23 protein-coding genes are annotated in these 22,610 nt (G+C 70.8%); 5 read left to right on the top strand and 18 right to left on the bottom strand.

Annotated features, from left to right (window positions below; translation table 11 throughout):
- Positions 1–33 precede the first annotated feature (33 nt).
- Both ACFY1L_RS26810 and ACFY1L_RS26805 read left to right on the top strand, forming a co-directional pair.
- Complete coding sequence (locus ACFY1L_RS26810) at positions 34–1,659, top strand: SpoIIE family protein phosphatase (RefSeq protein ID WP_388829320.1); 1,626 nt, start codon at positions 34–36, stop codon at positions 1,657–1,659.
- Positions 1,660–1,702: 43 nt separating this feature from the next.
- Positions 1,703–2,062: a 5-carboxymethyl-2-hydroxymuconate Delta-isomerase gene (locus ACFY1L_RS26805; protein ID WP_388829318.1), complete on the top strand. Its 360-nt coding sequence runs from the start codon at positions 1,703–1,705 to the stop codon at positions 2,060–2,062.
- An 8-nt stretch (positions 2,063–2,070) separates the two neighbouring features.
- Here the strand turns inward: ACFY1L_RS26805 and ACFY1L_RS26800 are convergent, their stop codons facing one another.
- The 7 genes from ACFY1L_RS26800 to ACFY1L_RS26770 all read right to left on the bottom strand — a co-directional run bounded on the left by ACFY1L_RS26800 (position 2,071) and on the right by ACFY1L_RS26770 (position 9,581).
- Complete coding sequence (locus tag ACFY1L_RS26800) at positions 2,071–2,760, bottom strand: TetR/AcrR family transcriptional regulator (RefSeq protein ID WP_388829315.1); 690 nt, start codon at positions 2,758–2,760, stop codon at positions 2,071–2,073.
- A 56-nt stretch (positions 2,761–2,816) separates the two neighbouring features.
- A complete protein-coding gene (locus ACFY1L_RS26795) occupies positions 2,817–3,839 on the bottom strand; it encodes a PDR/VanB family oxidoreductase (RefSeq protein ID WP_388829311.1) in 1,023 nt (340 codons plus the stop codon).
- Entirely contained in the window at positions 3,839–4,711 is an 873-nt protein-coding gene (locus ACFY1L_RS26790) for a metal-dependent hydrolase (protein ID WP_388829308.1), read from the bottom strand. The genes ACFY1L_RS26795 and ACFY1L_RS26790 overlap by 1 nt, the downstream gene beginning before the upstream one ends.
- An 82-nt stretch (positions 4,712–4,793) precedes the next feature.
- Complete coding sequence (locus ACFY1L_RS26785; RefSeq protein ID WP_388829306.1) at positions 4,794–6,713, bottom strand: hypothetical protein; 1,920 nt, start codon at positions 6,711–6,713, stop codon at positions 4,794–4,796.
- A 58-nt stretch (positions 6,714–6,771) separates the two neighbouring features.
- The gene (locus tag ACFY1L_RS26780; RefSeq protein WP_388829303.1) at positions 6,772–8,436 is read right to left on the bottom strand and encodes an IS200/IS605 family accessory protein TnpB-related protein; all 1,665 of its coding nucleotides are present in this window, start codon (positions 8,434–8,436) and stop codon (positions 6,772–6,774) included.
- A complete protein-coding gene (locus tag ACFY1L_RS26775; protein WP_388829300.1) occupies positions 8,429–9,004 on the bottom strand; it encodes an IS607 family transposase in 576 nt (191 codons plus the stop codon). Before ACFY1L_RS26775 ends, ACFY1L_RS26780 begins: the two co-directional genes overlap by 8 nt.
- Positions 9,005–9,044: 40 nt before the next feature.
- Positions 9,045–9,581 carry a tetratricopeptide repeat protein gene (locus tag ACFY1L_RS26770; RefSeq protein ID WP_388829297.1) on the bottom strand — a complete coding sequence of 179 codons (537 nt, stop codon included), beginning with the start codon at positions 9,579–9,581 and terminating at the stop codon, positions 9,045–9,047.
- A 121-nt stretch (positions 9,582–9,702) separates the two neighbouring features.
- On the opposite strand from ACFY1L_RS26770, the gene ACFY1L_RS26765 reads away from it, so the two are divergent.
- Positions 9,703–10,134, top strand: coding sequence for a hypothetical protein (locus tag ACFY1L_RS26765; RefSeq protein WP_388829294.1), 432 nt, complete (start codon positions 9,703–9,705; stop codon positions 10,132–10,134).
- Between the two features lie 65 nt (positions 10,135–10,199).
- On the opposite strand, the gene ACFY1L_RS26760 is transcribed toward ACFY1L_RS26765, so the two are convergent.
- The 8 genes from ACFY1L_RS26760 to ACFY1L_RS26725 form a co-directional block, all read right to left on the bottom strand.
- Positions 10,200–11,738: a DUF1996 domain-containing protein gene (locus tag ACFY1L_RS26760; RefSeq protein ID WP_388829291.1), complete on the bottom strand. Its 1,539-nt coding sequence runs from the start codon at positions 11,736–11,738 to the stop codon at positions 10,200–10,202.
- Positions 11,739–11,927: 189 nt separating this feature from the next.
- Positions 11,928–12,581, bottom strand: coding sequence for a LuxR C-terminal-related transcriptional regulator (locus tag ACFY1L_RS26755; RefSeq protein WP_388829288.1), 654 nt, complete (start codon positions 12,579–12,581; stop codon positions 11,928–11,930).
- Positions 12,566–13,846, bottom strand: coding sequence for a sensor histidine kinase (locus ACFY1L_RS26750; RefSeq protein ID WP_388829285.1), 1,281 nt, complete (start codon positions 13,844–13,846; stop codon positions 12,566–12,568). Before ACFY1L_RS26750 ends, ACFY1L_RS26755 begins: the two co-directional genes overlap by 16 nt.
- A 52-nt stretch (positions 13,847–13,898) precedes the next feature.
- Positions 13,899–14,921 (bottom strand): SDR family oxidoreductase, encoded by a 1,023-nt coding sequence (locus ACFY1L_RS26745; RefSeq protein ID WP_388829282.1) that lies wholly within the window; start codon positions 14,919–14,921, stop codon positions 13,899–13,901.
- Positions 14,922–14,998: 77 nt separating this feature from the next.
- The gene (locus ACFY1L_RS26740) at positions 14,999–15,568 is read right to left on the bottom strand and encodes a winged helix-turn-helix domain-containing protein (protein WP_388829279.1); all 570 of its coding nucleotides are present in this window, start codon (positions 15,566–15,568) and stop codon (positions 14,999–15,001) included.
- A 330-nt stretch (positions 15,569–15,898) separates the two neighbouring features.
- Positions 15,899–16,816: a DUF6891 domain-containing protein gene (locus ACFY1L_RS26735; protein ID WP_388829276.1), complete on the bottom strand. Its 918-nt coding sequence runs from the start codon at positions 16,814–16,816 to the stop codon at positions 15,899–15,901.
- A 100-nt stretch (positions 16,817–16,916) separates the two neighbouring features.
- Entirely contained in the window at positions 16,917–17,945 is a 1,029-nt protein-coding gene (gene glnII / locus ACFY1L_RS26730; RefSeq protein WP_388829273.1) for a glutamine synthetase, read from the bottom strand.
- Positions 17,946–18,243: 298 nt separating this feature from the next.
- On the bottom strand, positions 18,244–18,672 hold the full coding sequence (locus tag ACFY1L_RS26725) for a MarR family winged helix-turn-helix transcriptional regulator (protein ID WP_388829881.1): 429 nt from the start codon (positions 18,670–18,672) through the stop codon (positions 18,244–18,246).
- A gap of 89 nt (positions 18,673–18,761) precedes the next feature.
- On the opposite strand from ACFY1L_RS26725, the gene ACFY1L_RS26720 reads away from it, so the two are divergent.
- Entirely contained in the window at positions 18,762–19,628 is an 867-nt protein-coding gene (locus tag ACFY1L_RS26720; protein ID WP_388829270.1) for an alpha/beta fold hydrolase, read from the top strand.
- 3 nt (positions 19,629–19,631) lie between these two features.
- On the opposite strand, the gene ACFY1L_RS26715 is transcribed toward ACFY1L_RS26720, so the two are convergent.
- A complete protein-coding gene (locus ACFY1L_RS26715; protein WP_388829267.1) occupies positions 19,632–20,330 on the bottom strand; it encodes a hypothetical protein in 699 nt (232 codons plus the stop codon).
- A 107-nt stretch (positions 20,331–20,437) separates the two neighbouring features.
- Positions 20,438–20,797: an arsenate reductase family protein gene (locus ACFY1L_RS26710; protein WP_388829264.1), complete on the bottom strand. Its 360-nt coding sequence runs from the start codon at positions 20,795–20,797 to the stop codon at positions 20,438–20,440.
- 151 nt (positions 20,798–20,948) lie between these two features.
- On the opposite strand from ACFY1L_RS26710, the gene ACFY1L_RS26705 reads away from it, so the two are divergent.
- Positions 20,949–21,257 (top strand): hypothetical protein, encoded by a 309-nt coding sequence (locus ACFY1L_RS26705; protein ID WP_388829261.1) that lies wholly within the window; start codon positions 20,949–20,951, stop codon positions 21,255–21,257.
- Positions 21,258–21,308: 51 nt separating this feature from the next.
- Here ACFY1L_RS26705 and ACFY1L_RS26700 read toward each other — a convergent pair whose 3' ends face one another.
- Positions 21,309–22,493, bottom strand: a complete 1,185-nt coding sequence (locus ACFY1L_RS26700) for a winged helix DNA-binding domain-containing protein (RefSeq protein WP_388829258.1) — start codon at positions 22,491–22,493, stop codon at positions 21,309–21,311.
- Between the last annotated feature and the right edge of the window lie 117 nt (positions 22,494–22,610).

The raw sequence follows: 22,610 nt of genomic DNA, 5'->3' as shown, positions 1-22,610 counted from the left end.
TCTGCCCCACCGGCGTTGGCCAAGGGCTGGAAGATGGACGTCAACGGCAAGCTGACAGACACGACCGTGCTGGTCGTGGACGACGTGGCGGCCAGCAGGTACGCCATGGGAACCGTGCTGCGCCGCGCCGGACACCAGGTCGTACCGGTCGCCAGCGGCAACGAGGCGCTCGTCGAACTCGACGTACGGCTGCGCAAGGGCATCCTGCCCGACGTGGCCCTCGTCGACGTCGACCTGCCGGACATGAGCGGCTTCGAACTGTGCCGTCGGCTCAAGGAGCGCCCACACATGGCGGGCCTGCCCGTGGTGCACTTCTCGGCGGCCGCCGTGCCCCCGGGCGGCCGCTGCCAGGGGCTGGACGCGGGCGCCGAGACGTATCTGACGGTGCCCGCCGAGCCCGAGGAGATCGAGGCGGTGGTCCGCTCCGCGGTGCGCACCGCCCGGCTGCGCGCCGACGACCAGGCGCTGGTACGGCGGCTGACGCTGCTGTCGCAGGCGATCGTCACCATTCAGTCGGCGCGCTCCTTGCAGGAACTCGCCGACGCGGCCGCCGACGGGACGGCGCGGCTCATCGGGTGCCCCGCCGCCGTCTTCGTCCTGGGCCCGGACGACGAGCTCTACCGCGGTCTGTCCCGGGACCGCACCTCCCTCGCCCTGCCGGACGGGGGTGCCCACCGGGCCGTGGGTGCGCTGCTGCGGCGCCTCACCCGCGGGCAGGCCGGGGTGCAGATCACCACGGTGCCCGCGCCGCTGTGGCCGGCCGGGTTCTTCCGGCCCGGCGTGCAGCACGACGCCCGCCTGGCGCTCGTCCTCACGCAGGACGGCCGAGCCCCGGTGTGCCTGGCCACGCCCACCCGCGGGATGCGCCGGGTCAGTCCCGAGGGCGAGGCACTGCTGGCCCAGCTGGCGCAGGCCACCGCGCTGGCCGCCGAGCCGCTGCTCATGTACCAGGTCGAGCGGCATGTCGCGCTCACCCTGCAGCACAGCTTCCTGCCCCAGCCGCACCGGCTGCCCGAGCTGCCGGGCATCGACGTCGGAGTCCGTTACGTGCCCGCGTCCCAGGAGACCGAGATCGGCGGTGACTTCTACGCGGCCCTGCGCACCGGCGAAGGGGCGCTCACCGCGGTCGGCGACGTGGTCGGGCACTCGCTGGAGGCGGCCACCGTCATGGTCGAGATCCGGCACGCGCTGCGCGCCTACTGCGTCGAGGAGAGCGACCCCGCCGTGCTCGCCGAGCGCCTCGACCGGATGCTCCAGCACTACCACTCCGACGTGACGGCCACCGTCTGTCTGGCCCAGATCGACCCCGCCACCGGGCGCACCCGGATCGCCAACGCGGGCCACATCCCGCCGCTGATCCTGCGCAGCACCGGCGACGCGGAGTACGTCAAGGCCGCCGGTCCGCTGCTCGGTGTGGGCCTGCCGCACCCGCCGCCCACCGAGCTGTTCCTGGAACCCACCGACCGGCTCCTCATGGTCACCGACGGCCTGATCGAGACCCGCGGCACGGACCTGACGGTCTCGATGGAACACCTCCGCTCGGCGGCCGTCGGCGCCCTGCCCGGCCTGGACGCCCTGTGCGACACCCTCCTGGCCTGCTTCGGCCACGACCGCGAGGACGACATCGCGATGCTCGCACTGCAGCTGAGGAACCAGTGAGGAATTAGGGTTGCCCTGTCGCTGCCGTAGAACAGGAGTGCCCATGCCGCAGATCACCGTCGACCACTCGAAGACGATCACCTTCGACCGGGAGGCCTTCGCCCACGACCTGCACACCGCGCTCGTCGAGATCGCGGCCGCCAAGCCGGAGGCCTGCAAGACGCAGTTCCGCGCGTCCGAGGTCACCGCGTTCGGCTACGAGGACCCGCTGGACGACGGTCACGCCGTCGTCCACGTCATGATCGGACTGCTCGCCGGCCGCACCGAAGAGACGAAGGCGAAGCTGACCGAGACCGTCCTCGAGCTGCTGAAGAAGCATGTGGAGGACGACGGCGCGGAGGTCCTGCACGCCTCCGCCGAGGTGCGCGACCTCGACCCGTCGTACCGGAAGTTCGAGCGCTAGGGCCTGTCCTACGAGGCGAGTGCGATCAGCCGGGTCACCAGGTCCGCGAAGGGCCCCTCCGGCGGCTCGTGCTTGAGCATGCGGCGCAGCAGCGCGCCCATCTCCTCGTCGTAGGCGGCGCTGACGGCGGCCAGGGCGGCGAAGTCGTGCACCAGCTGGGACTCCAGTTCGGCGCGCGGGATGCGCCGCCCGTCCAGCCAGATCAGCGCGGTCGACTCGGCGAGCGAGATCCAGGAGCGTACGACCAGTTCCAGTCGCGCGGGCGGGTCCTCGATGCCCAGATGCGACAGGATCTGCTCGTACGCGGCCTGCCGTACGGAGTCGATGAGCGCGTTGGTCGCCGAGGAGCCGACCGCCGGGCCGCCCCGCATCAGCGCCGCGAAGCCGGGCCCGTGGTCGTCGACGAAGTCGAAGAAGCGGCGCATCACCCGGCGCAGCCGGTCCCCGAGCGGGCCCTCCTGCGGCTCGTCGAACCGTCCCGCGAGATCCTGCGCGGCACGCTTCAACGCGGCCTCGTACAGGCTGAGTTTGCCGGGGAAGTAGTGGTAGACCAGCGGGCGGGAGATGCCCGCGGCGGACGCTATCTCGTCGATGGAGACGTCGTCCGGCGAGCGTTGGCTGAACAGTTCGAGCGCGACGCCGATCAACTGCTGCCGCCGCTCGTCGACTCCCATTCTGCGGCGTACCCCGGTAGTCATACGAACACCTTACCGATCGGATCCGGCCCCGAACGGGCCGGACCGGCCAAGGGTGTTCACATATCCAGCACAAGTCGCTCACTTCGCGCCCGCGAAACGCAGATCAGCATCGAATCGGCGCGCTCGGCGTCCGTCAGCAGCTCGTCCCGGTGCTCCACCTCGCCCTCCAGGACCCGCTGCCCGCAGGTTCCGCAGAAGCCCTGCTCGCAGGAGTAGGCGGTGCCCGGCAGCACGGCGCGCACGGCGGCCAGCACACTCGAGTCGGCCGGCACGGTCAACGACCGTGCGCTGCGCCGGAGTTCGACCTCGAAGGCGGTGTCGCCCCCGGCGGACGTACGGGGTGTGAAGCGCTCGATGCGCACGCGCGGGAATCGCTCCTCCACCGCCGCCATGAGCCCTTCCGGCCCGCAGCAGTAGACGGCGGCTTCCTCGGGCACGTCCAGCGCGTCGAGATCCGGCGCCCCGGCGACCACGGTGACGCGGTTGCGGCCGAGCTTCTCGACCTCCGCCAGGAACGGCATCGACTCCCGCGACCGCCCGCAGTACAGCAGCCGCCACTCCACACCGTCCCCAAGTGCCCGCAGCATAGGGAGGATTGGCGTGATTCCGATTCCCCCCGCGATGAAGACGTACGACTGGGCCTCGACGAGCGGGAACCGATTGCGCGGCCCCCGCACCTCCAGTTCCATCCCTTCCCGCACCTGCTCGTGCACCTCGCGGGAGCCGCCTCGCCCGTCCTCGACGAGCCGGGTGGCGACCGTGTACGCCTGGGCGTCCTCCGGGTCCCCGCACAGCGAGTACTGCCGCACGACCCCCGACGGAAGCACGAGATCGAGATGCGCACCGGGCTCCCAGCGCGGCAAGTCCCTTCCTTCCAGGCGCAGTTGTACGACCCCCTCGGCGACGGTCTCGTGCGAGGCGACCAGCAGCCGCAGTGCCCGCGACCGGGGCCGGCCGGAGATCGGCGGGTCCAGCGCCGGCATCGGCCACAGCGGCGAGGCCTGCACGCGGCGGCGAAGCTCGCGCCGGGTGAGGAATGCGGCCCCGGCGAGGACGGCGACGGTACGCAGCTTCGGCATCAGGCGGCTCTCCTTTCCGCGGCGACGGCGGCGGGGGAGGAGGCGAGATAGGCGACGGCCTGCTCGGTGCAGCCCTCCTGGGAGGGGTGGTAGTCCCGGCTGAGATAGCGCGGGATGGACCTGAGCATGTCCCCGGTCGCGGGCAGCGTGCCCCGCCTGCCGCGGACGTAGAACTCCTTGAAGCTCGCCCGGCCCTCGGTCAGCGTCGGGTCGTTCGCCATGAAGAAGCGGGCCCCGCGCTGCCACAGGAACACCAGCGCCGCGAACGCCGTGGCCCAGGTGCGCACACGCCGCCGGTAGCTCCCGTCGACGTGCATGAACAGGTCGAAGGCGACGGACCGGTGCTCGACCTCCTCCGCGCCGTGCCAGCGCAGCAGGTCCAGCATCGTCGGGTCGGCGCCCCGCCGGTCCAACTCCTCGGCGTTCAGCACCCAGTTGCCGAGGAACGCGGTGTAGTGCTCGATCGCCGCGATGATCGCGACCCGCTCCATCAGCCACCACCTGCGCGACCGGCCCGGCGGCAGCGTCCGGTCGCCCAGCAGCTTCTCGAAGAACCAGTCGACCTGCGCGGTGTACGGCGTCGGATCGAGGCCGAGCTCCTTCAGATGCGGCAGCACCTCGTCGTGGGCCTGTGAGTGCATCGCCTCCTGCCCGATGAACCCGATGACGTCCGCACGCAGCCGCTCGTCCCGGATGTACGGCAGCACCTGCTTGTAGACGTGCACGAACCACCGCTCACCGGCGGGCAGCAGCAGATGCAGCACATTGATGGTGTGCGTGGAGAACGGGTCCCCGGGCACCCAGTGCAGCGGAGTGCCCTCCCAGGAGAAGGACACCTTCCGGGCCTTGAGGTGGACCTGCGTATTAGACATGGCGTCAATGTACTGACGGGTAAGTCCCGGGGAAACCCCCGTGCGGAGACTTGTTGACGCCGATGTCAGCAAGCTCCCGGTGTCATTGCAGCCCGCTGATCGACCGCCCGTCGTCCAGGGTCCCCTTCAGCTCGGCCCGCGTCCCCTGCTTGGCCTTCACGGCCAGCAGGCTGCCCTCGGCGTCGGCGGTCGTCCCGCCCGTCGCGCCGATCGACGCAGTCCCGCGGCTGCCGGCCGCGAGCAGGTACCAGTTGCCCGCCTCCGACTTCCACAGCACCCCGGCCAGCACATGCGGATCCTTCGCCCCGCACGCCGGTACGTTCTCGGCCTTCGCCGCGACCGCCCCGTACGTCCCGCCCTGCGTACGGAACTCGGCCAGCACCCGCGTCCCGCCGCCCCGCCAGGTCTCGGCCCGCGTGCACACCCAGTCCGCCGAGCCGCTCGCCTCGGGCAGCGGCTGCCGGGCGTACGCCCAGGCGTTCACACCGCGCACGCCCGCCGCCCGCATCGAGGCCAGCGAGCAGGCGTACGGCGACCAGGTACGCAGCGCCTCGGCGCCGGCCGCCTCACGCGTCGAGCCGGGCCGCCCGGTGGTGAGACGGGCGGGGACGAGCTCGCCGAGGTCGGTCATCAGACGCCTACCGGTGGAGTCCGTCAGCTGCAGTGCGTTCCAGGACGTGCAGGGGCCGGTCTGCGCCGCCGGGCTGGCAAGCGGCGCCGTGACACCGTGGGACGGGTGGAGGTCCATCGCACCGGCGCCCGGCTTGAGCAGGTCCCGCTCGGCGGCCCTGGTCACCCAGGGCGCCGTCAGATAGCGGACGTTGCCGTCGGCCCGGCCCAGCACCACCGCGCTCGCCTCGGCCCGGCCGGCGCCGTCGACCCGCGCGAAGTCGAGGGCGGCGCCCTTCGAGCCGTCCGTCGGCTCGGCGTACCGGGCGATGCGCAGACCGTCGTAGAGGAGCACGACGTGCGCGTTGTCGACGGTCCCGGCGTACAGGAGCTGGGGCGGGCCGGCGGGGCCGCCGGACGGGGTGCCGGGGGTCGCGGAGACCTGGACGCGCTCGCCGGGGCGGGCCCAGACGGCGAGGGCGCGGCGCAGCAGTGCGGTGTCGTCGGTGAGGTCGCCGCGGGCGGGCCAGACGGAGAAGTCGGTGCGGGTGGCCGCCTCCCAGGCGGTGGCGGGCACCCGGGCCAGCTTGGCGGGGTCGAGGGCTGCTTCGGCGGCCGGGTTCTGCGCGTACGCGGGGGCGGCCGCGCCGTCCGGGCCCCAGCCGTCGCCGGGCAGGCCGAGCAGCGCCCCGCACACGGCGAGCGCCGCGGCGGCGGCGAGCGCGGCCCTGGTGTGCTGTCTGCGCCGCATCAGGTCGGTGGGCCGCGCCTGCAGCGAGCAGGGGTCGAACTCGGGGGAGTCGAGCAGGGCGTACTTAGCGGGTACGTCGTCGGCCTGGGTGAGCGCCTCGTCCGGGTCCTCGCAGCCCGCGGCGGTCAGCACATGGCGTACGTCGGCGTCGGGGAGCTTCTCCAGCCCGCGCAGGACGTAGGCGGCGCGGGCGGGGCCCGACAGGGCGGACAGGTGCTGGTCGAGGGCGAGTTCGTCGGCGCCGCCCGAGCGCGGGAAGAGGCGCAGGCCCCACACCTGGGGCAGCAGCGGCGGCAGCTGGGACCGCCTGGGCCACGCCGCCCGCCTCAGCGGCAGGCCCGCCTCCAGTGCCGTACGCAGCACCTGGAGGCGGACGAAGGCGTAGCCGGGGTCGCCGTCCCGGCCGGTCGACTGGGCCGGGATCACAGGGGCCTGGGCGCGGCCCCTGGGCAGGGCGCGCTGGGTGAGGGAGTGTGCGGTCACCACGCGCCGGTTGCGGCCGAGGCTCGGCGGCAGCACCAGGTAGGCGAGCCGGACCAGTCGCGGGTAGTGCTCGACGAGCGCGGCCTCGGCCTGCTCGACGTCGACGACCGGGTCGACGGGGGAGGGCGCGGGGCTCGGGGCGACATCCTGTGACTGCACGTTCAGCAGAACGAGCGAATCGTTGGTTGGTCACCGCCACCCGGGTGAATTACCGTTCCTAATCAGTGAGCAGGAGTGAGTCTTGGACCCATACCTGGTCACTGCGGACACCCCGAACGGTTTTGGATGTCCTGGTTGCCCGCGTACTCGCCGCGTCCGGCGGCACGGATCGTGTCCGTGGTCCGGGGATGCGGGGGCGGGGTCCCTCACGCCCAGGGGCACACCGGTCGGCCTGGATGGTCCGATGCCCGTGCACATCGCTCTGGTGTGCACGGGGCGGTGTCGTCCGTCGCCGGATCGGGTGTCCCTGGGCGCGTCGTCCGATCGCGATGCTCGCCGCATCGTGCCGGGTGGTCTTAACGGTGGGGCCGGCCGTCGGCTGTTGCCAGTGCTGGGCGCCCCACTTGCTGGTGTAGGCCGGGTCCACGGCGATGATCGCGATACCTGTGGCGTCGGCCATGGAGGCCAGCCGGGCGCGGAGCTTGCCGGTGGGCATGCCGGAGATGAGTTGCCGGAATCGGCGCTTGCGCCCGTGCTTCTCTCTGGTTTTCTCGGTCTGGAAGTCGAGGTCTTCGACTGCGATGGCCTTGACGCCGCAGGTCTTGGCCCAGTTCAGCAGCCGCGTGAGGGCGTGCCGTACCTGGGCGTCGCGGTGCTGGGCGGTGCCGGACAGGTCGTAGGAGAACCGGCGCGGCCGGCCAGTCGGGTTGCCGTGAGTGTCGAGGCGCCATGCGGCGAGGTGATCGGCGTTGGTGTCCACGCCGATCACGCCAGCGGCGAGGGCGGCTTCAAGTGGGACGGTCTTGGTGGGAGGGATCTGCCAGGAGGCGTCCACGTACCAGCGCCCGCGTCCCGTGCCGATGGGGGTGCCCCCGCTCGAGCGAAGCCGAGAGTGGGGGAGGATGCGGTAGGCCACGGCCCGGTTCGCCTCCACGCGGTCGGCCCACTCCTGCCCCCGGTGGGGGAACCGTACCCGCGCAGCGAGTACGTACCGGCCGTGCTTGGCGTTGGCCAGGTCGGCGAGCGGGGCGGGGAGCTTGATCGACACTTCGCCCTCGGGGGTAATGCGGATCGTCTCGTTGCCGAACCTTTTTCCCGACTCGCCGTCCGCTTGGAGGAACCAGCGTGAGGCATGCCAGCGTTCGTGCCACTCGGCCTCGGTGAGCTGCGCCTTGTCGAGGTTGTGGCGGGTGCCCAGCAGATGTTTACCGCCACGCACGACGTGCACCCGGCCCGCCTCCCGGTCGGCCCGAACCTGCTCGAGCCGGTCCTCCAACACATGCAGCCGTCGCGTCTTGTTAAACCACTCGTGCGCGGAGCGGTAGCCGCCCGGAGCCCGCTTGCTGCCCTTCTGGCCGACCGGCAGCGACAGCCGGTGCCGGATCGTCGTGATACCGGCTTCGAGGGACTTCACGTGCGCGGCCTGGCCGCGCCGGGCGAGCGCCCACTGGTCATGCGTGGCCTTCGTGATCGACCCGGCCCACCTGGACGACGACTCGGCCGTCAGGTCCCGCTTCCGGGCCGCCCATGACTCGGTGGAGTGCTCCAGGCCGTCGGCGCAACGCGCTTTGAGGTCCTTCGAGGCGAGCGAGCCCAGGTGCGCACCCACCAAGCGCAGAACCTTCTCATCCGCGGGCGTGAGGTCCCCCAGCCGGGTGCGTACCGTCACACCGGAGGGGCCGAGAGCGACGAACGGCGCGGCGATCGGGCGGAGGTCAGCCATGTTCGGCCGCTTCCAGTGCCTTGCGGGCGCGGTTCTTCGCCGACCTGCGCCCGTACAGACGGGCGCAGAACGACGTCAGTACCTCCACCATGTCCCGCACCAGGTCGTCTTCGACCTCGCCGTCGGCCACCACCAGCAGGCGACGGCCCGTCGCGGACAAGGCGGCCTCGACAAGTTCGACGTTCATCCGGCCGAGCCGGTCCTTATGCTCCACCACCACGGTGGTCACGTTCGGGTCGGCCAGCAGACGTTGAGCCTTGGAACGGCAGCCGTTCATCCCGGAAGCGATCTCCGCCTCAACACGAACGACTCGGTGACCGGTCTTCACTGCCCACGCCGACAGCCGAGCGACCTGGCGTTCCAGATCGGTCTTCTGATCGTGCGAGGACACGCGGGCATACAGGCCCAGACCACCGATGGCCTCGGTCGTGGTGTTCGCGTCGATGTTCACCAGGATCGTGCGCGGCCCGACCCGCTGAGCCGGTACCGGCAACGTCCCCTCACGGAACCAGCGATACGCGGTCTGCGGATGCACGCCCTGCGTCTTCGCCCATTCCGTCAGATTCACGCTCTGACAACGACACTCACTCATACATGGTTACGCTCACTTACCCGACATCAAGACCAGCAGGTGGAGACCCCTCGGGTTCGACCAGCGCCCGCGCGTAGTTCGCCATCGACCGCTGGTAGCGCGGCAGATGGGGGGCCAGGGCGCCGAGGACGAGGGAGAGGCCCTCGCGGTCGCGGCCGAGGCTGGACAGACACAGCGCCAGACAGGCCCGTACCGCGTCGTCCAACTCGTCGGAAGGAGCGTCCAGCTCGGGCGTCAGCAGCTTGACGCCCTCCTCGGCCTGCCCGGTGTTCCTGAGCGAACTGGACAGCTGGATCTTCGCTCTGCGGCCCTTGTACTGGCTGGCCTCGCTCAGCCCGCGCGCCAGCGCCTCCCGGTACAGCGGAACCGCCTTGTCCGAGTGGCCCGTCGAGTCCCAGGCACTGGCCTGCTCGAAGGGGCCGAGCGGACTGCCGTCCGGCAGCTCGGCGACGAGTGCGTCGATCACGGCTCGGAAGTCGGCCGCCTTCTCTTCCGGATAGTCGTCGAGGGTGGCCCAGGCGGCGGTCACACGATCTTCCCAGTCTTGGTTCACGGGCCATACCCTCGCACACACGTGCACGGGTCACGGCCGTATTTTTGAGCATGCCGGAGTTCACAGCCGTATCGAAGGGGACGGGCCCGCGTAGGGCCAGTACAGCGACCCGGAGGAACAGATGAGGTTGACCCGACCGATGCTCGCCGTGGCCGGCGCCGCGGCCGTACTGGCGCTGGCGGGCTGTGGATCCGGAGACAGTGACGCGGCCGCCAAGATCCCCGCAACCGCCACCGGCAGTCTGGAGAGCCTGGCGGCCAAGGTGAAGTGCAAGCCGGACATGCAGATCGACTCCGACGAGGTCCGCCAGGCCATCTGCAAGACCTCCGACGGCAAGTACGTCTTCGCCACGTTCGCCACCGACCGCGGCCAGCGCGAGTGGATCAACGACGCGAAGGACTACGGCGGTTTCTACCTCGTCGGCCGCAAGTGGGTCGCCGTCGGCGAGGACAAGGTCGTCAAGGCGCTGCAGGGCACGCTGGGCGGCGAGGAGGAGATCGGCACCAACCACAGCGAGCACAGCGCCTCGCACGGCTCCTCGCACAGCGGCTGAGCTTCGCGGCACATACGAAAAGCGGGCGGTGGGAGATTCCCACCGCCCGCTTTCCTAGTGGAGTGTCACTGGCACTTCTGACCGCTGTTGATGCAGTTGGCGATCTTGTTCGCCAGGTTGTTCTTGAAGACCGCGATGAAGTCGTCGTGGTCCGTCGCCGGCTTGTGGAGCTGCTCCGGGAAGCCGTCCACCGCGTAGGCGTTCTTCACCTGGCCGTTCTGCAGGGTCGGCGGGGTGATCTTGTACACCAGGCGCATCGTCAGCTGCGGGATGGCCTTGAAGCCGTTCCCGCAGGCACCGCTCGCCGGGTCGGCGAAGGCGACGTGCGTGCGGTGGTTGGCGCTGTCGATGTTCTGACCGTCCCAGCAGGACTGGAAGGCGAACGTGCGCACCACGTTGCTGCCCTGCGGGCAGATCGGGTACTGCGTCGTCAGCTGGACCTTGTTCTCGAAGCCGGTGCAGCTCCAGTGCGCGTTGGCGTTCGCCAGACCGTTGGTGGTGGTCTTGGCGTCACCGGTGATGATGCGCAGGAACTGCGGCATCGCGACGACCTTGCTCTGCGGGTTGCCGACGTACTTGATCTGCGCCTGGACCGGCGTCAGGATCTTGCCGACGTTGCCCTCCTTGCCGCCGCCGTCCGCGTTCTGGTCGAAGTCCTGCGTGCCGTTCTGGATACGGACGACCGGCCAGTAGTACGCCGACAGGTCGCTCTGGTTCTGGCAGCTGGTCTGGTCCGCGATCAGCGAGTCGTTGGTCGCGAACGCGTCGACCTTCTGGTTGCCGACGTAGTCGTGCAGGTGGTGCGCGCCGTTGGTCACGCCGGGCGCCACGATCACGTTGTCGGTGTTGTGGTTCTTGTTCGCGTTCACGCCACACCTGGTGGTGAACGTGCCCTTCGAAGCGTTGCCAGAGGCCTGCGGCTTGCCCTGGACGTTCGCGGCGACCTTCGTGATGTCCACGAAGTCGGCCGCGACGGGGCCGTTGCCGGCCTGGCCGCCGACGTTCTGACCGGCGCCGGCGCCGGCGCTCGGGCTGGCAGAGGCCTGGCCGCCGTTGTTCTGGCCGCCCTGCTGCTGCCCACCGTTCTGCTGCTGACCGCCGTTCTGCTGCTGGCCGCCGGCGTTGGTCTGGTTGGCGGTCTGCGTCGTACAGGCGGCGAGTGCGCTCAGCCCGGCCGCGTCGACCTGGCCGCCCACTCGCTGGATGTCGATCCGGATCCGGTCGAGGGTCGCGGACCGCTTCTCCTTGAGGGGGCCGACGATCGCGTTCTGCACGAAGTTGGCGTCCTGCGTCTGCGCCTGGCGCGTGGAGGCGAGCCGGGCGTAGGCCTCGGTGATCTGCTTGTCGAGGTTCGCCAGCTCCGTCGCCACGCCCTGACGCGCCTTCTCGGGCACGTTCGTCAGCTTCTGCTGGACGTCCGGGCAGGCGATCGTGGCCACCTGACCGGTGGCGGCCTTGGTCTGGTTCTGCCCCGAGTTCGACTCGTGCGCCGAGGCGTAGAAGTTCGCCCAGATCAGCCCGCCCCCACCGAGCGCTAGGGCCGCCGATGCGGCTATGGCCTTGGTGGCCAGCGGCGTACGGCGTTTTCGTGTGTTGCGTCCCATGGAACTCCTCTGACTTCCTTGCGGGCTTGGCGGGGCATCGAGGCGCCCGACAGGAGTGAAGCGGCTCCATCTCATACGGACGGGGTCCCAGGGGTGTTCAGCAGCCCCACAAACAAATCAGAGGATTAATCGGCAGCCCGGCCTCAACGGCCGCCTGAGCAGCGGAGGTTACGGAAAATCAGCAACCGCTTACCGGCCCTGGTCCAGATACGCGAGGACGGCCAGAACGCGACGATTGTCGTCGTCCGACACCTCCAGGTCCAGTTTGGCGAAGATGTTGGAGGTGTGCTTGGCGATCGCCCGTTCTGTCACCACCAACTGAGCGGCGATCGCCGCATTGGAGCGCCCCTGCGCCATCAGCTCCATGACCTCCAGCTCACGGGGCGTCAGCCGGCCCAGCGGCCGGTCGTCGGCGGCCCGCCGGGACAGCAACTGCTGGATCACCTGCGGGTCCATGGCCGTACCACCCGCCGCCACCCTTCGTACGGCGTCCACGAACTGCTCCGCGTCGAACACCCGGTCCTTCAGCAGATACCCCACCCCGCCGCTCCCGTCGGCGAGCAGCTCGCGCGCGTACAGCTGCTCCACGTGCTGCGAGAGCACCAGCACGGGAAGCCCCGGTCTGTCCCGGCGGGCCCGCAGCGCGCACTGCAGCCCCTCGTCGGTGTGCGTCGGCGGCAGGCGTACGTCGACCACGGCGACGTCCGGCTCCAGCTCGGCCAGCGCCCGGGTGAGCTCGGGGCCGGACTCGACCGCCGCGGCGATCTCGAAGTCGTGGGCCTCGAGCAGCCGGACCAGGCCGTCGCGCAGCAGGAAGAGGTCTTCGGCTAGGACAACGCGCAAGGGATCTCCATGGTGACCATGGTGGGACCGCCCGCGGGGCTGCTGACGGCCAGGACGCCGTCGAATGTACCCAGTCGCCGCTCGACCCCGGCCAGGCCCGAACCGGCCCCGATCACCGCGCCGCCCTTGCCGTTGTCGGTGACGGTGATGCGCAGCATGCCGTCGGCTTCTTCCACGTGGTGCAGGTCGATCCAGATGCGGTCGGCGCCGGAGTGCTTGACCGCGTTGGTGAGCACCTCGCTGACCGCGAAGTACGCGGCCGATTCGACCGGCGCGTCCGCCCGGCCCGCCAGCTCGACGTTCACCTCGGTGGGCAGCGGCATCCGCAGCGCCAACGCCCTTACGGCGTCGCCGAGTCCGCGCTCGGCCAGCACCGGCGGGTGGATGCCGCGCACCAGGTCGCGCAGCTCGGCGAGCGCGTCCACCGAGGACTGGCGGGTCTGCGCGAGCAGCTGCTTGGCCTTCGCGGGGTCCTTGTCGAGGAGCATCTCGATGGTGCCCAGGTCCATGCCCATGGCCACCAGCCGCGCCTGCGCTCCGTCGTGCAGATCCCGCTCGATACGGCGCAGTTCGGCGGCGGAGGTGTCGACGGCGTCCCGGCGGGTCTCGGTCAACACCCGCACACGCTCGGCCAGTTCGCCCTGGCTGGCGCCGAGCACGGCCTTGGTGAGCCGGAAATGGACGGTCAGCAGACGCGGCGCGAGGGGAAAGGCGAGAGCGAGTATCGCCGCGGCGAGGACACCGGCGCCGAGCGCGGAGCCCTGGTCGGTGACATGCACGAAGCCGTACCAGTACCCGCCGAACTCCGACAGCGGCCGCCACAGCCCGGCCGCGACCGCGAAACCCTCCAGCGGGTAGAAGAGCAGCACCGCCGGCAGTAGCGCGGTGATGTGCCCCGCCGTCATGTCCACCTGCAGCCACCGCAGATCCCGCCAGGTCGCCGGGTCCCGCAGCATCGCGTACGTACGCGTCCAGGGCTTGGCGTCCCCCGCTATCGGCCGGTACGCCGACGCGATCCGCACCCCGGCCCACTGGGCCGCGAGCACCCGCCGCCAGTCGGCGAACGCCCGCACCCCCGTCAGCACCCACGGCGTCGTCACCAGCCCGATGCCGATCGGAACGAGCGCGATGGACAAGAGGGACAGCGTGAAGCCGAGTACCGCTCCGGGAAGACTCACCAGGGCCAGCACGAACCCCCGCCCCGCCGCCAGCGCGACGGCCCGGGCCCTCGTGGAAAGAGAGCCGTTCTTCGTGTTGGTGTTCATGGCAGCAGTCTGGCCGAGCGGGCACGGGGGGTCACGGGGCCGAGGTCCCCGGTCAGGGGGTGGTGCCAGGTACACCTCCGCCGATGCTGGCGAGGACCTTCGCCTCCACCTCCGGGTCGAGTCCCTTGACCGTCCGGTCCGGTCGCAGCGGTGCCGTCCCGCCGATGTCCTGCAGCCATGCCCAGGTGTCGGCGACCGTCTCCTGTACGGGCCGGCACGTCAGCCCCGTCGCCACCGCCCGCGTGACGTCCGAGGCGTGCAGCGCGTCGTGCATGTCGCTGCCCGGCGGCACCCACACCGGCAGCTGCGTCCACGGCTGGATCCCCGCGTCGAGGATCACCTCCGGCTCCGTCCAGCGCAGTTCGGCCGCCGCACCCGTGGTCCGCACGCACGCCTCGAGCAACTCACCCATCGTGGCGTGCCCTTGAGGGCCGGTCATGTTGTACGGCCCGCTCAGCTCCCGCTCCGCCGCACCGAGGATCCACTCGGCCATGTCCCGCACATCGATGTACTGGAGCGGAAGATCCCGCGGCCCCGGCGCGAGGACAGGCCCGCCACGGGCGATCCGGCCCAGCCACCACGGCAGCCGCCCGACGTTCTCGTACGGGCCGAGGATCAGCCCGGCCCGTACGAGCACGGAGCGGTCCGCGCCGAAGGCGTCGACCGCGGCGATCTCGGCGCCCCGCTTGTCGCGCGCGTAGTCGGTCTTGTCGGCTTCGGGTTCGGCGCCCTCGACCGGCTGCGCGTCCTCGGTGTACCCGGCGGGCGGCGCCCAGGCGTACACCGAGCGGCTCGACACGTAGATGTACCGCCCGGCGCGCCCCCGCAGCAGACGCGCCGACTCGTGTACCGCCCGGGGCGCCGCCGACCAGGTGTCGACGACGACGTCCCAGGTGCCCTCCGCGAGGGCGGTGAGCCCCTCGGACGCGGTGCGGTCACCTTGCAACGCCCTTACCCCGGAGGGAAGTTCGTGCCGCCCTCGGTTGAAGACGGTCACGTCCCAGCCGCGCCGTACTCCCGCCTCCACGACGGCCCGTCCCGCGAACTCCGTACCACCCAGCACCAGAAGTCTCATGCCGGTGACTCTGCCCGGTCGGCCCGCGGGACGGAACGGCAATCTGCCGTCAGCAGAGGATCAGCCGCGGGGAGCGGTCAACGGCCGGTCGGCGGGGCGTACTTGTACCCAACCCGCCGCACCGTCTGGATGGTGTTGCGGTGCTCGGCCCCCAGCTTGCGGCGCAGCCGGGCGATGTGGACGTCGACGGTGCGGCCGTCGCCCACGTGGCCGTAGCCCCACACCGTGGTGACCAGCTGGTCGCGGGTGTGCACCCGGTGCGGGTGCGCCACGAGGTGGGCGAGCAGCTCGAACTCCAGGTAGGTGAGGTCGAGTTCGTGGCCGTCCACCTCGGCGGTGCGCTGCACCGAGTCGATGCGGACGAGCGGGTCGGCGCCGGTGTCGATGCGGTCGGGCACCGCCACCGGCAGGAACGGCGGCTGCTGGTCGGCCGGGACGAGCACCAGGTAGCCGATCATCGGCGGCTGGCCCGGCAGGGTGGGCAGGGTGTGCTGCGGAGCCGGCAGCCAGGTGGCACCCGGCGGCAGGAAGTCCGCGACGTCGACGACCTCGTCCCGGTCGACGGCGCGCAGTCGGTGCCGTGCGCCGGCGTTCTGGGACGGGGCGGTGGTGAGGGCGGCGGTGGACAAAGAACGAGTGGTCGCCATGAGAGGTCAGCTCTTTCGCGCGAGGAGTTCGTCTGGGAGGACGACGGCCGCGATTCGTGGTCGGGCTCGTCGAGGGACGTACGTCGTTTCGCGCTGGCCGAAGGCCGGGGTGTACGGCTTTAGAGGGCCGGCGCGTTCATCGCGCGGCAACACACCCGGTCGAAGTCGTGGTGCTGACGGGAAGGCCAGAACGGCTCGAGGTCGTGGCGACCCGTCGCGGTGTGGTTCTGGAAGCTGGCCATGCGCCCATTGAAGCAGACACCTGCCCGCAACAGGACCCTCCTCTCACTGCTTGGACGCAACTTTGATGCGAAGGCGGCGTTGCGTACCTCACCCCACCAGGCGTTTGCGCCAGGTCAGGGGCGTGACCTCGATCGCCTTGTCCGGATTGCCGTCCCACATCGCGGACAGCCCGGCGGAGGCGAGCGCGGCGACGACGGTGTGTCCGACGGCGGTGGTCGTCTCGGCCGACTCGTCGAACCCGCCGTAGTAGAGCGTCAGTCCGTGGCCTTCTGCCGCGCTGCGGGTGCCCTGGTGGTGGAAGAAGACGAACCCCCGCGCTCCCTCCTTGCCGTCCGCCTCGGCGCCTATCTCGGTCATGCCGCAGGACCGGCAGCAGGTGAAGTTCTCCCGGGCCACGACGCCGTCGCCCTCCAGCGCCGCGAAGGCCCGCTCCAGACGGTCCGGATCGGTCGGGCCGGTCCACCCCTCCTGCTCGTCCAGCCGCTCCAGCCAGAGCCGCTCGACGACCTCACGGGCCTGCGCGGAGGAGAGGCCGTCCTCCATCAGGTAGACCGTCTCGCGGACCATCTCGTCGATGCCCAGGTATCCGTCGGCGAGCAGCTCGCGCACGTACCCCTCGGTCCGGACCGCGGCCTCCGGATCGAGGGCGGGAACCTCCTCCCGCGGCGGGAGTCCGACCGCCTCCCAGACGAGCCCCGCGTCCCAGTCGGCCTTCTGCCGCGCCCAACCGGTCAGCAGATCCGCCACCCGCCCGGCGTCCGTGACGTTCGTACCGAAGAAGTCGTCATTGCCGCGCCGGTGTTCCAGTCGGTAGTCCCCGCCCTCCTCGTGCCACACCTGCGCGAAGACGTTCGGGATGTCCGGTATCCGCTGCACCACCAGGAAGTGGTCGCCCTCCTTCCCGATCCGGTGCACCAGCTCTCCCAGCCGCTCCGCCGAAATCCGCGCGTGCGTCTGTCCGCTCTCGGCCCTGACCTTGATGGCGAGGCCCTCGTCGATCTCCATGCCGCAACCCTGGCATGCCCCACTGACAACGCCCCCGGCACAACGCGAAAGGGGCGCCCACCGCGAACGGTGAACGCCCCTTCCGGGAAGCCGAGTCGGATCAGACCTGGCCGGCCTTCTCCAGCGCGGAGCAGCAGGTGTCGACGATCAGGCGCGTCACCAGGTACGGGTCCACGTTGGCGTTCGGACGGCGGTCCTCGATGTAACCCTTGCCGTCCTTCTCGACCTGCCACGGGATGCGGACCGAGGCGCCACGGTTGGACACGCCGTAGGAGTACTCGTTCCACGGGGCGGTCTCGTGCAGACCGGTCAGGCGGTCGTCGATGCCGGCGCCGTAGTTCTTGACGTGGTCGAGCGGCTTGGAGCCCTCACCGAGCGACTCGCACGCGGTGATGATCGCGTCGTAGCCCTCGCGCATCGCCTTGGTGGAGAAGTTGGTGTGCGCACCGGCGCCGTTCCAGTCGCCCTTCACCGGCTTCGGGTCCAGCGTCGCGGAGACACCGAAGTCCTCGGCGGTGCGGTACAGCAGCCAGCGGGCCACCCACAGGTGGTCGGCGACCTCGAGCGGCGAGACCGGGCCGACCTGGAACTCCCACTGGCCGGGCATGACCTCGGCGTTGATGCCGGAGATGGCGAGACCCGCCTTCAGGCAGTTCTCGAGGTGCGCCTCGACGACGTCACGGCCGAAGATCTCGTCCGCGCCCACACCGCAGTAGTAGCCGCCCTGCGGGGCCGGGTAGCCGCCCTTGGGGAAGCCGAGCGGGTAGCCGTCCTTGAAGAAGGTGTACTCCTGCTCGATGCCGAAGATCGGCTCCTGCGCGGCGAACTTCTCGGCGACCTCGGTCAGCGCGGCACGGGTGTTGGACTCGTGCGGCGTCATGTCGATGTTGAGGACCTCGCACAGGACGAGGATGTCGTCGCCGCCGCGGATCGGGTCCGGGCAGGAGAAGACCGGCTTGAGGACACGGTCCGAGGAGTGGCCCTCGGCCTGGTTCGTGGAGGACCCGTCGAAGCCCCAGATCCCGAGCTCGGCACCCTTGGCGTCGTCCGCGAGGATCTTCGTCTTGGAACGGAGCTTGGCCGTCGGCTGGGTGCCGTCGATCCAGATGTACTCAGCCTTGAAGGTCACGAGCCACTTCCTTCGGGGTGTGTCTGGGCGCACTTGCGGGTGCTGCGGCGCTGCGGCACTGGGGCGCCGCTCTTGTTGCCCGCGAGCCTGTCAACAGGCGATTTCCCGTCCATTGCTCGAATGTGAACCCCGTGTTACCTGGCGTTGGTGTGGCGCGATTCACGCTGTGAGGGCGGGCAGGGGACAGCAAGTCGACAGGAAGACACCCGCGGGCCGCCGTTCGCAGGCGCAGACGGCACGGGCGTACGACGGCTCGTATGCGATGGGAGTGGGCGAGCCGTGCTCCGGCGCCGGCCGTTCACCCCTCCTCGGCGGCCGCCTCCCGCACCCCCTCCAGGAACCCTCTGATCGCGGCCAGTTCCCGCTCGTCGTACCCTCGCAGCAGCTCCACGGAGCGCCCGATCAACGGCCCGAAGAAGGCCCACCCGAGCTCGACGGCCTTCGCGTCCACCTCGATCACGACCCGCCGCCGGTCCGCCTCCCCGCGCACCCGCCGCACATGCCCGACCCGCTCCAGCCGGTCCACGAGTGCGGTCGTCCCGGCCGAGTTCAGCCCGAGCACCGCACCGAGCCGCCCGGCCGTCATCTCCTCACCCGCACGCGAGGCGTCCATCAGGGCGATCAGGGCCCGTACGTCCGTGGGGTGCATGCCGTTGCGGTTCGCGAACCGGGCGCTGTGCAGGCCGAGTTCGACGGTCACCGCACGGAGCAGGTGCACGACCTCCATCTCGGGCCCCTGGGGGCTGCGCACATCGGCCTCCTACTATTATCTCGCTCAACAAGTATCTCGCTGAACGAGATAATAGAGGAGGTGTCGTGAGCGCTCGTAGCTCCTACGACATGGACGGCTTCCTGGCCGCGTACGACAAGGTCATGGCCAAGTGGCCCGCCGAGCGCGAGGCCGTGACCGTGCCGACGCCCTTCGGCGTGACGCACGTCAACGCATGCGGTCCGCTCCACGGCCCCCCGGTCGTCCTGCTGCCCGGCGGCGGAGGGGCCACCTCCGCGTCCTGGTACGCGCAGGCCGCCGAACTCGCCCGAACCCACAGGGTCTTCGCCGTCGACCTGATCGGCGCCCCGGGCCGCAGTGCCGAGGCCGGCGACCGTCACCCCCGTACGGTCGCCGACCTGGTGGCCTGGCTGGACGCGGTCCTCGACGACCTCGGCCTCGGGGAAACGGACCTGGGCGGGCACTCGTACGGCGCCTGGATCGCACTGCACCACGCCCTGCAGGCACGCGCGCGTGTACGCCGCCTTTTCCTGCTGGACCCCACCCAGTGCTTCGCCGGCTACCGGCCGGCGTATCTCCTGCACGCCCTGCCGATGCTGCTGCGGCCCGCGCCGCACCGCGTCCGTGCCTTCCTGGAGTGGGAGAGCGGGAGAGCCCCCCTCGACCCCGACTGGCTCCGCCTGCAGGAGGCGGCCGCCGGCTTCCCCTCCGTGTCGAAGCCGGTGACCGGTCCGCGCCCGGCACCGGACGCACTGCGCGGGCTGAACGTGCCGGTCCTGCTGCTCCTGGCCGGGAACAGCAGGACACATGACACGTACGAGGTGGCGGCACGGGCGGGTGTGCTGCTGCCGCGCGCGGAGGTGGACGTGGTCCCCGACGTCTCGCACCACGCGCTGCCGCAGGCCGCACCCCCCGAACTGGGCCGCCGCCTCACAAAGTTCCTGAGTCCTTGAGCCTCACCCCACCTTCTCGATCAGTGCACGGCGGATGAGGAACTTGCCGGGCTCCCGGACCTGTTCGAAGGCCGCGTTGTTGAGCAGGGCGCAGCTGCCGGAGACCGAAGTGACCTTCACCGTCGTGGACTTGTTGTTGTCCAGGTTGGTGACCTTCAGCGTCGTCCCGGCCGGGAACTGGTTGCTGGAGGCGGCAGGTGCGCCGCCCTCGCCGGAGAGGGTGACGGTGGAGCCGTTGCACACCTGCTGCCCCGAGGCGGCAGCGCCACCCGCGTTCCCGTTTCCCGCGGAGGCCGTCTGCGAGGGCTGCGCGGACTGCTGCGCACCGCCCGCCTGCTGTCCCGCACCGTTCTGCGCCGGCTGCGTCGCCTGGGAGTCCTGAGCCGACTCCCCAACGGCGCAACCGGACGCCTTCTGCTGGACCTTGATCTGTGCGATGACGGCCTCGCGGTTGGCGATCCGTGCCGCGGACTGGGCGTCGGGGTTGGCCTTCTGCCCGTCGATGAACTTCTGGTTGTTGCCGAGGGCGGTGGCGAGCCCCTGGCACACGTTCGAGTCCGCGGCGGACAGGGTCTTGGGCCCCGGACTCTGCGCGGCGTTCGAGGTACTCGCCATGACGAAGGCCCCGCCTCCCGCCACCGCCGCCGCGCTCACCAGCAGCGCGATCTTCTTCTTCGTACCGAGACTTCTCCTACGCGACATGCGCGCCTCCTGCGAGGTAGGGGAGCGTACGCCGCTATGTACGAGATACCGAACGAGGTTACTCAGCGGTCGCAGAAGTCACTGAAGTAACGTACGTCACACGGGTGTTAACGGGAGAGGGCATCCCGCACGGCCTCCTCCGAGCGTCCGACCACCGCCGTGCCGTCGTCCGCCGTGATGATCGGGCGCTGGATCAGCTTGGGGTGCTCGGACAGCGCCTTGATCCACCGGTCGCGCGAAGTCCCGTCCCGCGCCCACTCCTTGAGGCCGAGCTCCTTCGCCGCCGCCTCCTGGGTGCGGGTGATGTCCCACGGCTCCAGACCGAGACGCTCGAGTACGGCCCTGATCTCGTCCTCGGTCGGTACGTCCTCCAGGTAGCGGCGGACGGTGTAGTCGGCGCCCTCGGCGTCGAGCACGCTGATGGCGCTGCGGCACTTCGAGCAAGCGGGGTTGATCCAGATCTCCATGTGGCCCACGGTACCCCTGAGGAGCCCCGAAAGGCCTTGTGGCCAGGGGCGATTGTCAGTGCCGGGCGGTACACTAGAAGAAGTGTTCGAGGGTGTTGGGGGGTCGCCGAAGCCCCCGTTCCGACACCCTCACCGCGACAGGAGGATGCCTGTGCCCGCTGCCGCACTGAAGCCGAAGCCGACCCAGTCCACCGCCAAGCACCCCGTCCTGCTCGACCTGCCGTACGACCCCGTGGAGAAGCGTCCGCTGCCGCCGGGCCGGCCGCGCGAGTGGTATGTCAGCCACAACCGCCGCCTCAAGGCGATGCGGCTCGCCATCGCGCTGCTCGACTCGGGGGTCTACATGCCGAACCAGGCCCGCAACGAGACGATACGGTCCACGGCCGAACTGATCGGCGTGCACCCGCCGTCGGACACGACGTGCCACATGGTGCGGGCGCTGATGCGGTACACGCGGTGAGCGTGGCGCCGGGTGCCCCCTGCTTGCGGGGTACCCGGCGCGCCCCGACTCCTAGGCCACCAGCTCCTTCTCCAGCGGTGTCCTGAAGCGCGGCGTCACCTTCGTCGCCCCCACCCACTCCCGCAGCCGCTCCGCCTCGGCCGCGATCGCCGCCTCCGCCTCACGCCCCACGCCGTCCGTGTCGAGCAGGCGCCAGACGATCTCGCCGTCGGGACGCTGGGCCCATCCGCCCACCACCCGGCCGTTCCACCACACCGTCGGTCCCACGTTGCCGCTGTAGTCGAACAGCGGCGGCCGCAACTCCGGGGCCAGATACCAGTCCCGCTCCCGCCAGCCCATCGCCGTCGGATCCAGCGCGGGCAGCAGGGCCGCCCACGGCCGGGCGGGACCCGCCACCGGAGCGACGTCGCCGTCGACGACGTACCCCGTGCCCTCGTCCAGCGACACCGCCTGCGCGCCGATCGCCGCCAGCGCACGCCGTACGTCCGTGACCTTCCAGCCCGTCCACCACTTCAGGTCCGCCTCCGTGGCCGGTCCGCACACCGCGAGCCAGCGGCCGAGCAGCGCCGACTGCGCCTCGGCCACGTCGAGTTCGGGGTGCGGCGGCGCGACGGCCCAGCGGAACTGGTTGGACGTCCACGAGCCGAGCGGCCGTCCCCGTACGACCTTGCCCTCCACGCCCAGCACCCTCAGCAGCCGGGTGGAGACGGTGTGCACGCCCGCGTAGCTCTTGCCGGCCGCGTACGCGAACTGCTCTCTCAACCGCGGTTCGTCCTCGGCGAGTTCGGCCGCGGTCGCCTGCCCGCGCCGCTCGAGCGCGGCCAGCGCGGACTCCTCGACGTCCTTCAGCCAGGCCGCGTCCGGTGCCCCGGCCTTCGCCATGTCCTTGAGCAGCGAGGCCCGTTCGCGCCCGGCGACCGTGAGGCCGGTCGAGGCGTGCACGACGGCGGTCAGGTCCGTCGGGAACACGAACACGGTGTGCCGCATGCCGTGCATACGCACCAGCGTCCGGTCCCGGTACAGCGCCCGCTCGGTCTCCGTCACGGTCTGCGCCGAGTCCGCGAGGCGCGCGCCCACCGCCAGATGCACCGTCGCCGGGTCCGACCCGTGCAGCGCGACCAGCGTGCCGGCGACCTCCTCCGGGCTCCCCGCCCGCGCCACCGGAGCCAGCCGCTGCCGCAATGCAAGCCGGGCCCGCCGCTCGGCCACCCCGATGTACCGCATGCCCTCGCCCATCCCGGCCTCCCCGTCACATCACCCGTGCCCCCATCTTGCAGGACCCCACTGACAACGGGCCGTCACCCGATCGCCGTACCCGGCATGCGCACACCCCCGGGCCCGCCTTCACTGCGA

The organism is Streptomyces sp. NPDC001663 (assembly GCF_042893105.1).
Classification (GTDB): Bacteria; Actinomycetota; Actinomycetes; order Streptomycetales; family Streptomycetaceae; genus Streptomyces.
The sequence above is the reverse complement of the archived record's forward strand: the minus strand, read 5'-3'. Positions and strand labels throughout refer to the sequence as shown.